Origin of the sequence: Bartonella sp. MR30HLJHH (genome assembly GCF_042194195.1) — a bacterium.
GTDB classification, from domain to species: domain Bacteria; phylum Pseudomonadota; class Alphaproteobacteria; order Rhizobiales; family Rhizobiaceae; genus Bartonella; species Bartonella grahamii.
Map to the genome: position 1 here is coordinate 49978 of NZ_JBHIMO010000008.1, position 13159 is coordinate 63136.

The 13159-nt window shown below is 37.3% G+C and carries 13 protein-coding genes; 4 read left to right on the forward strand and 9 right to left on the reverse strand.

Annotated features, from left to right (window positions below):
- Positions 1–97: 97 nt before the first annotated feature.
- The 7 genes from ACFIKR_RS06050 to ACFIKR_RS06080 form a co-directional block, all read right to left on the reverse strand.
- A complete protein-coding gene (locus ACFIKR_RS06050) occupies positions 98–1246 on the reverse strand; it encodes an RIP metalloprotease (protein ID WP_375659228.1) in 1149 nt (382 codons plus the stop codon).
- Between the two features lie 15 nt (positions 1247–1261).
- Entirely contained in the window at positions 1262–2077 is an 816-nt protein-coding gene (locus ACFIKR_RS06055; protein ID WP_375659229.1) for a phosphatidate cytidylyltransferase, read from the reverse strand.
- A 745-nt stretch (positions 2078–2822) separates the two neighbouring features.
- Positions 2823–3383 carry a ribosome recycling factor gene (gene frr, locus ACFIKR_RS06060; RefSeq protein ID WP_375659230.1) on the reverse strand — a complete coding sequence of 187 codons (561 nt, stop codon included), beginning with the start codon at positions 3381–3383 and terminating at the stop codon, positions 2823–2825.
- Positions 3384–3420: 37 nt separating this feature from the next.
- Complete coding sequence (pyrH, locus tag ACFIKR_RS06065) at positions 3421–4140, reverse strand: UMP kinase (RefSeq protein WP_375659231.1); 720 nt, start codon at positions 4138–4140, stop codon at positions 3421–3423.
- A 157-nt stretch (positions 4141–4297) separates the two neighbouring features.
- On the reverse strand, positions 4298–5221 hold the full coding sequence (gene tsf / locus ACFIKR_RS06070; RefSeq protein ID WP_375659232.1) for a translation elongation factor Ts: 924 nt from the start codon (positions 5219–5221) through the stop codon (positions 4298–4300).
- A gap of 102 nt (positions 5222–5323) precedes the next feature.
- Positions 5324–6103 carry a 30S ribosomal protein S2 gene (gene rpsB, locus ACFIKR_RS06075; RefSeq protein WP_012755041.1) on the reverse strand — a complete coding sequence of 260 codons (780 nt, stop codon included), beginning with the start codon at positions 6101–6103 and terminating at the stop codon, positions 5324–5326.
- Positions 6104–6270: 167 nt separating this feature from the next.
- Entirely contained in the window at positions 6271–7107 is an 837-nt protein-coding gene (locus ACFIKR_RS06080; protein ID WP_273788136.1) for a cell envelope integrity EipB family protein, read from the reverse strand.
- A 145-nt stretch (positions 7108–7252) separates the two neighbouring features.
- Here ACFIKR_RS06080 and ACFIKR_RS06085 point away from each other — a divergent pair, with 145 nt between their 5' ends.
- The gene (locus tag ACFIKR_RS06085) at positions 7253–7714 is read left to right on the forward strand and encodes a RidA family protein (RefSeq protein WP_375607219.1); all 462 of its coding nucleotides are present in this window, start codon (positions 7253–7255) and stop codon (positions 7712–7714) included.
- Positions 7715–7848: 134 nt separating this feature from the next.
- Positions 7849–8271, forward strand: a complete 423-nt coding sequence (locus tag ACFIKR_RS06090) for an HIT family protein (protein ID WP_375659233.1) — start codon at positions 7849–7851, stop codon at positions 8269–8271.
- 7 nt (positions 8272–8278) lie between these two features.
- Here the strand turns inward: ACFIKR_RS06090 and clpA are convergent, their stop codons facing one another.
- On the reverse strand, positions 8279–10630 hold the full coding sequence (gene clpA, locus ACFIKR_RS06095) for an ATP-dependent Clp protease ATP-binding subunit ClpA (RefSeq protein WP_375659234.1): 2352 nt from the start codon (positions 10628–10630) through the stop codon (positions 8279–8281).
- Positions 10631–10636: 6 nt separating this feature from the next.
- On the reverse strand, positions 10637–11056 hold the full coding sequence (clpS, locus tag ACFIKR_RS06100; protein ID WP_375659235.1) for an ATP-dependent Clp protease adapter ClpS: 420 nt from the start codon (positions 11054–11056) through the stop codon (positions 10637–10639).
- A 185-nt stretch (positions 11057–11241) separates the two neighbouring features.
- Between clpS and ACFIKR_RS06105 the strand changes: the two genes are divergently transcribed.
- Both ACFIKR_RS06105 and ACFIKR_RS06110 read left to right on the forward strand, forming a co-directional pair.
- The gene (locus ACFIKR_RS06105) at positions 11242–12591 is read left to right on the forward strand and encodes an SPOR domain-containing protein (RefSeq protein ID WP_375659236.1); all 1350 of its coding nucleotides are present in this window, start codon (positions 11242–11244) and stop codon (positions 12589–12591) included.
- A 32-nt stretch (positions 12592–12623) separates the two neighbouring features.
- Positions 12624–12902, forward strand: coding sequence for a hypothetical protein (locus ACFIKR_RS06110; protein WP_375620062.1), 279 nt, complete (start codon positions 12624–12626; stop codon positions 12900–12902).
- Positions 12903–13159 lie beyond the last annotated feature (257 nt).

Below are 13159 nucleotides of genomic sequence, written 5' to 3' on the forward strand. Positions count from 1 at the left end.
AATGTACGACGCCACAACATTTTGCAGACATGGTAAACAACCTTCAATTTGTTTTCGCTATTATTACTCAATTTATAAAGCGTTTTCCATAATTTAATTAGCTAAACCAACAAAAATAATCATTAAAAAAGACAAAGATCATAAAAAGGAGAAGAATGGAAAAACCTAAACGAAAAATAATTCCCTGAATTTTAGCAGATATTTTCCTCCTAGTAATGACCTCAATGACATGCAATAAAAGATGCCCACCATCAAGCGGTAAAATCGGAAAAAGGTTAATAAGCCCAACACTTATTGAAAGAAAAGCTGCCAAATTCAACAAAGAGACAAAACCTGTCTCGCTCACTTTCCAAGCAATTTTAACGGTTTTAGAAGGTCCACTTAGCCGACAACGGTCCTCTTTTCCTCCTATTAAACGACTCATAAAAAGAACGGTTTGAGTGACGATAAACACAGTACGATCTGACGCTTCTCTTACAGCTGTTACAAAACCATAGCGAATATGTTTTATATAAGTTGGATCTAAATGTGCAGGATTATTTAAATCAATAGGAACACCTACACCTATCATAGCACTTCGTGTTCGATTACCAAATCCATCATCTCGCTCAACGATTTTCGGAGTAATCACCGTTGTAAAGAATCGCCCCATGCGTTCTATTTTAAACTCTATGGGTTCTCTTCCATGAAAAGCTACATAATTCATCAAATCTTCAAAACTTTCAACCCGTCGTCCATCCATTTCAACAAAACGATCACCTAACTCCAAACCGGACTGAAGAGCAGGGCTATCTTTTACCAAAGAACCAACAACGGGCTCAATGGCTACACGACCATAGATAAAGAAAAAAAATGTTAGAATAACAACAGTAAAAAGGGCATTGAAAAAAGGACCGGCAAAAACAGTTGCTGCTTTTTTCCAAGCATGCGCACTAGCAAATGAACCATCAACAATCAGAGATGATTGGGATGATACCATATCGATTTTTTCCTCATCTCCAACAAACTTTACATACCCTCCTACGGGGATAAGTGCTAAGCGCCACTTCGTGCCATGCTTATCTGTATAACGCGCTATTTCTGGCCCAAATCCAAGCGAAAAAACTAACGCCTTAATACCACACCACCGACCAATGAGATAATGCCCAAATTCGTGCACAAAAATGATAATCATAATGATGAAAAGAATACTCAAACTTCTTAAAAGAAAATCACCCATAGTGACGATATAATTTAAAAGTCCCAAACTACCTTCTCCCAATTAGATCATACTAAAAAGATTAAAAGGTGCATCCATATCAGACATAAATGAACCAATTAAATAAAGAAGAAAAGCTGCCCCTACCAATCCATCTATACGATCCATAAAACCACCATGTCCAGGCAATAAAGAACTAGAATCTTTAACAGAAAACCGTCTTTTGAGCCATGATTGCCCTAAATCACTCAATTGTGAAACAATTGACAAAACAAGTGTAAGAAGTGGCACAAAAAAACTTGCTAAATTTATATCAAAAAATCCAAAAGCAACCCATATACCACCGAAAACTCCGACAAATGTACCACCAAGTGCTCCTGACCATGTTTTATTAGGGGAAAATTGTGGTGCTAATTTAGGCCCCCCTAATGCACGTCCGATAAAATACCCACCAATATCTGTTCCCCACACTATCGTAAATAAGAAAATAACAACTTGGAACCCCAACATTTCATGATCCCGTAGAAAGCATAAAGCAACAACAGGAAAAGATGCATATAAAAAACCACAAAAAACCCAACCACTCTTTTTTATAGATATAATAGCCAACACCGCAGCCAAAACGATTAAAACACAAAAAATCAATGAAGCAGATACACTCAACACTAAAAAAAAGCCAAAGATCAAATAAAAGGTACTTGCTAATATTTTTTGTAAAATACACCATTTCTCTTTAGTAATACTCATCCACTCATAAAGAACAAAACCGCCAATGCCCCATACAAATAAAAAAAAGAAGATTCCTCCCAACCATGTTAGATACAACGCAATAACGCCAAACACAAAAGCTGTCAGAACACGATAAACCAAATTAGACAAAACAACATCCAAACAATAAAAATAGAAAATACAAGCTCTAAAATTGACGTAAGAAAAACCTCCCTACGCAGTATTTTTATTCCATACTTGTATAAATTTCTCTTATAATTTATCATAAATAATTCAGTCTACCAAGATAGCGCTTTTGAAACTAATAATCAATGAAAACAGCTTCAAAAATCTCCGTCAGGATTAATCCTAAAATATTTTTTTAATATTTTCTCAAATATAAAATGAAAAAGCAGCTATCTATGTCCCATATAAATTAACTAATATAGGTTTCGTATAAAAATGTCTCTCTATCAACTATTCGTCATTTAAAAACGAATTACGCCACATAACATCTGCTTGATCGATTATACTCACATGTTTTATAATGGGAAACAAAAGAAAGATTAGGCTTATTTTTTTGCGTTATATTCTTTCCCCAACCCTCATCTTAGAATATTTGAATAATTTCTAATAATACTTTCATTATGTAGTTTAACAAAGACATGCTAAACTAAAAGCCCCCACCATGCTGCTCAATAGTGTCCTCCTGCAAAGAGCTTGATTTACCATGCAGATTAAAAACAAAAACATCTGCCCTTTCTAATCAATCCCTTCCATATCAAGATGATAAAACGATAAAGTACCTTCCTGCATCACACCTTACTATCACAGAGCACTCTACTCCCCACTATTATCCATAGAAACAATTTACAGGCTGGAAGTATAACATCCTTTTTCTAGCGACAAAACCGTCTTAAACGTGCATAATTTCAGATTCTTTTACGGCTAAAATTTTATCAATATCAGCAATAGTTTCATCTGTGAGTTTTTGAACTTTTTCAGACAAACTATGGGCTTCATCTTGTCCAATTTCACCATCTTTTTCTAACTTTTTCAAATTGTCCATACCATCCCGACGAACATGACGTGTAGCAACACGCGCCTGCTCTGCATAGTGATTTGCAATTTTTACAAGTTCTTTACGGCGCTCTTCATTTAACTCAGGCAAAGGAATACGTAAATTCGTACCATCAGTTATGGGATTTAAACCAAGACCAGAATCGCGAATAGCGCGCTCTACAGCTCCTACCATCGTTTTATCCCATACAGAAACAGAAAGCATCCGAGGTTCGGGAACAGAAATATTAGCAACCTGATTTATGTGCACAACAGAACCATAAGATTCAACGGTCAACGGTTCTAATAAACTGGCCGATGCACGTCCAGTCCGCAAACCACCTAATTCATGTTTAAAAGCCGTAATAGCACCATCCATGCGACGTTTAAGATCATCCATAATTGATGTAACATTCATAATTCTGTCTCCTTCAATTGTCCTTTGAAGCTTACCCTTATTCCGATACTATTGTAAAGCGTCCTGTTCCATTCAAGACCTTAGCCAAACCGCCTTTTTCATGGATGGAATACACAATAATCGGTACATTGTTCTCACGCGCTAAAGTGACCGCCGTTGAATCCATAACAGATAATCCCCATTGCAAAACTTCAACATGTGTTAATTGGTCAAAACGCTTAGCCGTAGGATCTATCTTTGGATCGGCTGAATAAATACCATCAACTTGTGTTCCTTTAAGAAGGACATCCGCACCAATCTCTGCTGCACGTAAAGTAGCAGCAGAATCAGTGGTAAAAAATGGATTTCCTGTACCACCCGCAAAAATAACAACTTTTCCCTGATTCATATAAGCTATTGCTTTACGTTGCGAGAAACTTTCACAAATTTGTGGCATAGCAATCGCAGAGAGTACAACAGTTTCAACTCCTAATTTTGTCAAAGATGTTCGCAATGCTAAAGAGTTAATAGCAGTTGCAAGCATTCCCATATGATCCCCTGTCACTCGATCCCCACCACGCGAAGCAACAGCAACGCCACGAAAAATATTTCCCCCACCGATAACAACCGCAACTTCTATCCCCATTGTGCGCACTTCTGCAATATCAGCGGCAATACGGTCTACAACAGAAACATCAATGCCAAAACTCTGCCCCCCCATAAGAGCTTCACCAGAAGCCTTTAAAAGAATACGTTTATACGGAAGTGCTAATGCCATTAATAATCTCCCCAAAAGCACATTGACTTTTTGCTTTTGACATCACGAAGGGCATCACTTTTTTCACGTGACGCCCTCTCAACAATTACATTGTTCCCATCAGAGATTCTACAACCAACGATATGATTTTAAATCTCTGATCAAGAGTTTGCAATAACTAGCCTTTTACAGCAGCAGCAACCTCTGCAGCAAAATCAGACTCCTCTTTTTCCACACCTTCACCCAATGCAAAACGAATAAAGCCTGTAATTTTTGCTGGTGCACCAATTGATTTCTCAGCATCCTTTAAAGCTGCCTCAACAGTCATATCAGGATTCATAACGAAAGCTTGAGAAAGCAATACAACCTCTTCAAAAAACTTACGCATACGTCCTTCTACCATTTTTTCAATGATATTTTCAGGCTTTCCAGACTGACGTGCTTGATCTGAAAAAATTGCTTTTTCACGTTCAACAGCAGCAGCAGCAACATCTTGTGCTGTAAGTGCTAACGGATTGGTTGCCGCAATATGCATCGCAACCTGCCGACCAAAAGCAAGAGCAGCCTCTTTCTTTCCTGTTGTTTCAATCGCAACCAAAACACCAAGCTTACCAAGACCATCAGCTACACTATTGTGTATATAAGTCGCAACAACACCATTCTCAACAGACAATTTAGCGGAACGACGAAACGTCATATTTTCGCCAATTGTACCAATTGCATCTTTAATCGTAAGCTCTACAGTCTTCTCAGAACCTGGATAAAGAGAAACAGAAACAGATTCAACATCGCCTGGCGTATCTAAAGCAGCAGTTGCTACATTGCGCACGATATCTTGGAATCCGGCATTGCGTGCAACAAAATCTGTTTCAGAATTAATCTCAACCAAAACCGCATTTAAATCTTTTGATACGACACCGATTAATCCTTCAGCCGCTGTACGACCGGCCTTTTTATCTGCTTTAGCTATTCCTTTTTTACGAAGCCAATCAACAGCAGCTTCCATATCACCACTGGTTTCAGCTAGAGCGGCTTTACAGTCCATCATACCAGCGCCAGATAGTTCTCGAAGTTCTTTTACTTGTGCAGCAGTAATGCTCATATTTGCCTCTTTATTTTGTAATAGTGAAAGCGTGCAAAACCCCTCTGCACGCCTATAACTTCTTCTTTAGACAATAAAAGTACCTTAATTAGGCGTTTTATATTATTCAGAAACTTCTGCAACCGCATTTTCTTCCAAAATAGGCTCCACAGGCGCATCAACTTGAGCTCCTAAATCGATACCCATTGCTCCTTGCTGGCGTGCAATACCATCAAGGGCGGCACGAGCAAAAAGATCGCAATAAAGAGAAATTGCACGTGAAGCATCATCATTACCTGGTATCGGATGCGTTACATCATCAGGATCGCAATTTGTATCAATAATAGCAATAACAGGAATGCCTAAACGTTTTGCTTCCTGAAGGGCAATATTTTCTTTATTCGTATCGATAACAAATATAAGATCTGGAACAGATCCCATATCTTTAATACCACCAAGCGCACGATTAAGCTTTTCACGGTCACGTTCAAGATTTAAACGTTCTTTTTTGGTAAAACCTTGCGCCTCAGCAGCAAGAATTTTGTCAAGCTTTCGCAAACGATGTATCGAATTGGAAATCGTTTTCCAGTTTGTGAGCATGCCGCCAAGCCAACGTGCATTAACGTAATACTGGGCAGAACGATTCGCCGCATCCGCGATAATGTCAGATGCTTGCCGTTTCGTACCAACAAAGAGAATACGACCACCACGCGCAACAGTATCTGAAACAAGTTTAAGCGCTTGGTGTAAAAGCGGAACGGTCTGAGCAAGATCAATAATATGGATATTATTACGCTGACCATAAATATAAGGAGTCATTTTGGGATTCCAACGATGAGTCTGGTGACCAAAATGCACACCTGCTTCTAAAAGCTGGTGCATAGTAAAATCGGGTAGTGCCATAAATCTTATCCTTTCCGGTTCAACCTCCGCGGAAAAAGCAGGAAAACCTACTACCGGCGGATGCTTGCTAGAATTTTCTCACAAATTATTTACAAACACCCAAACTCCGCGTGTGGAATAGCGCCAACATACTAATATTTGATTCTTTTTCAAGTCATTTTCTTTAATCATTTAATATTTGCATTTTCACATTGATTAAGATCTTTTCCAAGTTCCAAGAATTCGAGACTGTTCAATTTTGCACGCACTGAAAAAGTTCCATAATCTATATGAAGATCACGCATGATACCATTCTCATGTAAGAGAAAACTGCTACGATAAACCGGCAAACCATCTTTATTTTCTCCATCATCAAAATAAGAAATTGTAACAGGCCAATATTCGTCTTCATCCAATTTTCTCACTTTTTCCGTTTCGCTATCAGATAAAAGCGCCTTCTTTTCCCCTATGACGATACTTTCTTTTATAACTTTATCTGCTTTATTTGTCCCATCAAATACAGTAACATTGTAAAAATGATGCCCTGCTTTTGCATGGCGGATAATATTTTTTAGTTGCATCATTGGAAATTCAGCCATTGCAAGCTTATACTCTTTTTCTTTTGGCTTTTTTAAGGTAACTGTAATACCATCTTGAGTACGCTCCGCGACCCCCTCAGCACGATGCGCAACCTCTTCTCCCTCTTGATCTGTAATATTAAAACGAAATGTACGGCTGTCTCCTGTTTCATAACTCGTCGTCTGTTGATCCGTTAAACGTACCGGCATATCTTCAATGTGAACACGACTAATAAAACGAAAACGTGTGCTATAGCCTTGGCATGCCGAACCAGTAAGCTCGTAAACCATTCGCCCTGACATCGCAGAAATTGTCATGTCATGAGAAACGCTATCGAGATGAAAATCATAAATTGCTCGATGAGGTACAATAAAAATAGGCTCTTCAGCTCTCGCTGTACATAAAAAAACAATATATAAAATTATTATAAATAATGATCTAATCATTCCCAAATTCCAAACTTTATCCCCGTTGCATAACATCATACAATAAGGCAAAAAAGGCTAATTTCTCAATTAACCACACATTTCCTTAAATCAAAAAATAGATTATACAATGAATGTATTATAGAGCAGCTATGGAGTTTAAATTATGACCAATATGATTGAAAAAAACTTAGAGAAATTCGGAATCACTCTTCCTGAAGTAATCTCCCCCCTTGCCAATTACATCACCACTTCACAAAGTGGCAATCAACTCTTTATTTCTGGACAACTCCCTCTTATTAATGGAAAACCAATAGCCATCGGTAAAGTTGGTGCAACTGTGAATACCGAACAAGCCCAAAAAGCATCCGAAGCTTGCGCTCTCAATATTCTCGCTCAACTCAAGGCAACTCTAGGTGACTTAAATAAAATAAAACGTGTGGTAAAAATTACTGTTTTTGTGGCTGTAGATTCTCATTTTACCGATATTCCTTTTGTTGCCAATGGAGCTTCTAATTTATTCGTTAATATCCTTGGTGAAATTGGAAAACACGCCCGTTCTGCTATTGGTGTTGCCTCTCTTCCTATGGATGTTCCTGTAGAAGTTGAAGCCATCATAGAAATCTAAGCCTTCATTAAGACAGTGCACCATCCTAAATATAACTAAAGTCAAAATACTTCTTTGTCTTAAACTCTGATAAACTTTGCATTTTTTTTGTTTTTAATTAAAATCTTAAACTTACAATAAAAGGAAATATTTGTATGAAACAAGCTTATGACAATAACAATATTTTTGCTAAATTGATTCGCAATGAAATCCCTTCTGTTCGTGTCTACGAAGATGATGATGTTATTGGATTTATGGATATCATGCCACAGGCACCAGGTCATACGCTAGTCATTCCTAAAAAAAGCTCTAGAAACTTACTTGATGCAGATACTGAAATATTATTTCCTGTTATTAAAGCTGTTCAAAAAATTGCAAATGCCGTTAAAAAAGCCTTTCAAGCAGATGGCATAACTGTCATGCAATTTAATGAAGCAGCTAGTAAACAAACCGTTTATCACCTCCATTTCCATATTATACCACGTATGGAGGGAATAGAACTTACCCCTCATAATAATATAATAACGCCTACAGAAATACTTGAAGAGAATGCAAAAAAAATCCGTGCAGCCTTATAATACACTCTTAAGTTGTTGTGCTTTTTTTCCTACACGTTTTTTTTATAAAATTTTCCATTTTACTTTTCTTTGAACTTGCAGATATATTGGAAGATGAAATTTCTAACTGTAAGCTTTCTTTTTTGCCATTTGATTTTTGTGTCAATACGCGAACAATGCCACCGTTGCGTAATTTTCCAAATAAAATTTCATCAGCTAATGGCTTTTTAATATATTCTTGTATAACGCGCTCTAATGGGCGTGCTCCCATCTGAAAATCGTACCCTTTATTGGAAAGCCATAAAGTTGCAGAAGGGCTTAATTCAAAACAAATTCCCCGATCAGCTAATTGTGCTTCAAGCTGAAAAATAAATTTTTGCACTATCTGATTGATGATTAAATGAGATAAAGGTGCAAACGGAATAATTGCATCTAACCGATTACGAAATTCTGGTGTAAATAATCGATTGATTGCTTCTATATCCTCACCATCACGATGTACTTTCCCAAATCCAATAGCTGATTTTGCCATATCTGAAGCACCAGCATTGGTTGTCATAATCAAAATAACATTGCGGAAATCAATTTTCTTACCATTATGGTCTGTTAATCTACCATAATCCATTACCTGCAATAAAATATTAAATAACTCTGGATGCGCTTTCTCAATCTCATCTAGCAATAGGACTGCGTGAGGTTTCTGATCAACGGCATCTGTAAGGAGACCTCCTTGATCAAACCCTATATAACCTGGAGGAGCTCCGATTAAACGTGCTACCGTATGCCGTTCCATATATTCTGACATATCAAAACGCAATAATTCAATGCCTAAAGATGATGCAAGCTGTTTTGCAACTTCAGTTTTTCCTACACCTGTTGGTCCTGAAAATAAATAACTTCCTATTGGTTTATCCGGTTCGCGTAAACCTGCTCGCGCCAATTTTATGGATGAAACTAAGATGGAAATTGCCTGATCTTGCCCATAAACAACATGTTTGAGTTCTCTTTCAAGCTTACTCAGTATCTTCTGATCATTCCGAGAAACTGTTTTTGGTGGAATTCTTGCAATTGTAGCAACAGTCGCTTCAATTTCTTTAACACCTATACTCTTCTTGCGTTGTTTTTGTGGCAAAAGCTTTTGCGCTGCGCCACTTTCATCAATAATATCAATTGCTTTGTCAGGTAACCTACGGTCAATTATATAACGTGAAGATAATTCTACGGATGCCTTCATCGCCTGATCTGTATATTTAATCTGATGAAAATCCTCAAAGTAAGGCTTCATCCCCTGCAAAATCTTAATCGCATCTATAACAGAAGGTTCATTAATATCAATCTTCTGAAAACGACGTTCTAAAGCACGATCTTGTTCAAAGAATTTGCGATATTCTCTGTAAGTCGTCGAACCAATACAGCGCATAGTTCCAGAAGATAATACAGGTTTTAAAAGATTTGCTGCATCCATATTTCCCCCTAATGTCGCTCCTGCTCCAATTAAGGTATGAATTTCATCAATAAATAAAATAGCATCTGGATATAGCTCAAACTCTTTAATAACTTGCTTTAAGCGTTCTTCAAAGTCACCGCGATAACGTGTACCAGCAACAAGTCCCCCCATATCAAGAGAAAATATTGTTGCATTTGATAAAACTTCAGGCACTTGCCCATCAACAATGCGTTTTGCCAATCCCTCAATTATAGCGGTTTTCCCCACTCCAGGATCACCAACTAAAAGCGGATTGTTTTTTGATCTTCGACATAAAATCTGAATCATGCGTGAAATTTCTATTTCACGGCCAATTAATAAATCAATTTTTCCATTAAGTGCTTTACAATTGAGATCAACACAATAATTCGTTAAAGCACTTGTTCCTCTTTCACCATTATCCGAAATCTGCTGATCTAATTGCTCTTCAAGTCCTTCAAGTAACATGGATAACCCATCATCACGCGTGATACCATGTGAAATAAACCGTACAGCATCATAGCGTGTCATTCCCATTTCTTGAAGAAAATATGCTGCATGGCTTTCACGTTCAGAAAAAATTGCAACAAGAACATTTGCCCCCGATACTTCATCTTTTCCAGCTGATTGTGCATGAATCACCGCACGTTGGATAACACGCTGGAAAAAAGCTGTAGGCTTTGTATCCTCATCAGCTCTAATCTGTTCATCTAACTCTGAGCGAAGATAATTGGTTAAGCGCTCTCGCAATTCCTCCACATCTACTTGGCAAGCCTGAATAACGGAATTTGCATCGGCATCATCTAACAGCGCAAGTAGAAGATGCTCTAATGTTGCGTATTCATGCCGTGCTTGAGTAGCAATTGTCAATGCACGATGCAAAACCTCTTCAAGACTAGGTGTAAAAGATGGCATAATTCCTCACTTCCATTCCATTACACATTGTAACGGATGTTCATTTTGACGCGCACATTCCCTCACTTGTAATATTTTCATTTCAGCGACTTCATAAGTATAAGTTCCACATTCTCCTATCCCACTGTGATGAACATTTAACATTATTCGCGTTGCCTCTTCGAAACTTTTTTTAAAAAAGTTCTTCAAAATGAAAACAACAAAATCCATAGGTGTGTAATCATCATTAAGCAAAAAAACTCGACATAATTTAGGTTTTTCGAATTTTGCTCTAGCCTTAGGCATTATAACCGCACCATGCCTAACTTCATCCCAATTCTTGCCCTTTTCATTATGTATAATATGGGCTATAAAGTTTATTATGGGCGTCTGTCCCGTTATCGTTTTCCATGCAGCACATTTTTTATTAATTTTAAATTCTTTCATAACTATTGCAATACCTGTATGTATTAGGAAGAATTCCCTCTGTGGTTAGACTTCAATCATGCACTCATAAAATAACTTCTGTAAACAAATTAGTAATACCATTCGTCTAAACTGCGTCAACAAATTACAGAAAAGGAAGCTTTATAGAAGTTTTTCAGGATAAATGGAGAAATAGGATACTGCAAGTGTATATTAATTATCAAAAAATTATGCGCTACTGTAAAGCAATAGCAATTTCTTTTGTTGTGTTAGCTTTTTCTTACTGTTGGGCATCAGCCACACCTCAAGGAGCCTATCCAGATAAGTATGCGGCTATTGTTATAGATGCTACTACAGGGAAAACTCTATTTCAAGCCAATGCAACACTGAAACGTTATCCTGCTTCTTTAACAAAGATGATGACATTGTACTTACTCTTTGAAGCTATGCAGATGCGTCGTGTGACACCAAATACACCAATTCCTGTTTCACATTATGCAGCAACGCGCCCACCAACAAAAATTGGGTTTAAAGCAGGCCAAACAATTTCTGCAGAATCAGCAGCTAAAGCACTCATTACAAGATCCGCAAATGATGTTGCTGCAGCCATTGCAGAATATCTTGGAGGTAGTGAAAAAAAATTCGCTCAAATGATGACAGTAAAAGCTCGTAAACTTGGCATGAAACATACACATTTCGCAAATGCTTCAGGACTTCCGGATGTGCACAATTATTCTACAGCACGAGATATAGCGACTTTGTCACTAGCTTTACGTAAACATTTTCCAAAACAATATAAATTGTTCAAAACAAAAAGTTTTAATTTCCGTGGACATAAAATTAACAGCCACAATAAACTCGTTAAAATAATGAAAGGTGTCGATGGAATTAAAACAGGATACACACAAATGTCAGGTTCTAATTTAGCAACTTCAATGCGTCTTGAGGGGCGCTCTGTTGTCGCTGTTGTTATGGGAGGTAAATCATCTACTGCACGTGACGAGCATATGGCTAGCCTATTGAATCAATATTTGCCCAAAGCAAGCCAAATGAAAAGTAGTGAACGTTTAATGGCTTCTGTACGCTATCACTTACCTACCGGCGCCAATACTCCTATACCGACCATTAAAGCTGATTCAAATAATTTTGACGATGAAATTTCGACTATGTTGACAGCATTTGCAGAACAACCTAAAAACTCCAATATCGCAATAACGGCTGTAAATAAGGTAATTATACCAATACCAAACCCTCAAAAACCTATACCAGTTGAGACTCATAAAATTGTAACAGCCTCTTTGTCCACAAATGCCGGATGGGCTATCCAAATTGGTTCTCTTCCTAGTGAAGAACAAGCAAAAACTTTACTTTTAAAAGCAAAAAATATAGCTTTTTCTACTTTAAAGCACGCATCTTCACACATGCAACTATTTGAAAAAAGTGGGCAGCGTTATTATCGAGCGCGCTTTACAGGGTTTCAATCAAAAAAAGCTGCATTTGATGCTTGCTCTACATTAAAGAAAGCAAATTTTAACTGCTATACTGTAGCCTACTAAAAATTTTTGAATTCTGCGTTAAGGATAGTATTATGACAGATAATGCTTTTGCTTCATTCCATAAAAAAGAAATTTTATTGAAGCAATCATCCCTCCTTTCATTGCGTTCTCTTCACGATGCTGCTGCAAAACTTACTGGTTTAAAATGTAATTCGACTGCATTAGATACACAATCTCTTGTTAACCTTCTCATTTGCCAAACAATACGCAACCGCCGTCTCATAATGCCTCCTGTACGCATTCATTTACGCGTTGCTAGCCAAACTGGTAATGTGCCTATTAAAATCCGTCTAGGAGCAACAAATATTTAATTCTACAGACCATCTCTAAAAAATTATTTTATTATTAACCATTATCTACAGCCTTAGAAACCCCTTTGATAAACATACTTTTTTCTTAAATTATGGAATTGTGCTGACAGCTTTTCCAACTATCCAATACCTCCAAGCTTTCAATAAAACCATTATTAAGGACATAAAAAACACCCAATATTTTTTTACTTTTGGATTTAATATAAAAATTATCCTCGATATCTTTTTGGAAAAAATGAATAGCTTCATTGGATGAA

Bases quoted from the DNA above. Each gene is read 5' to 3' on its own strand.
- tsf (WP_375659232.1), bottom strand. From the start codon at position 5,221: ATGAGCATTACTGCTGCACAAGTAAAAGAACTTCGAGAACTATCTGGC.
- ACFIKR_RS06110 (WP_375620062.1), top strand. From the start codon at position 12,624: ATGACAGATAATGCTTTTGCTTCATTCCATAAAAAAGAAATTTTATTG.
- clpA (WP_375659234.1), bottom strand. From the start codon at position 10,630: ATGCCATCTTTTACACCTAGTCTTGAAGAGGTTTTGCATCGTGCATTG.
- clpS (WP_375659235.1), bottom strand. From the start codon at position 11,056: ATGAAAGAATTTAAAATTAATAAAAAATGTGCTGCATGGAAAACGATA.
- ACFIKR_RS06085 (WP_375607219.1), top strand. From the start codon at position 7,253: ATGACCAATATGATTGAAAAAAACTTAGAGAAATTCGGAATCACTCTT.
- pyrH (WP_375659231.1), bottom strand. From the start codon at position 4,140: ATGGCATTAGCACTTCCGTATAAACGTATTCTTTTAAAGGCTTCTGGT.
- frr (WP_375659230.1), bottom strand. From the start codon at position 3,383: ATGAATGTTACATCAATTATGGATGATCTTAAACGTCGCATGGATGGT.
- ACFIKR_RS06090 (WP_375659233.1), top strand. From the start codon at position 7,849: ATGAAACAAGCTTATGACAATAACAATATTTTTGCTAAATTGATTCGC.
- ACFIKR_RS06080 (WP_273788136.1), bottom strand. From the start codon at position 7,107: ATGATTAGATCATTATTTATAATAATTTTATATATTGTTTTTTTATGT.
- rpsB (WP_012755041.1), bottom strand. From the start codon at position 6,103: ATGGCACTACCCGATTTTACTATGCACCAGCTTTTAGAAGCAGGTGTG.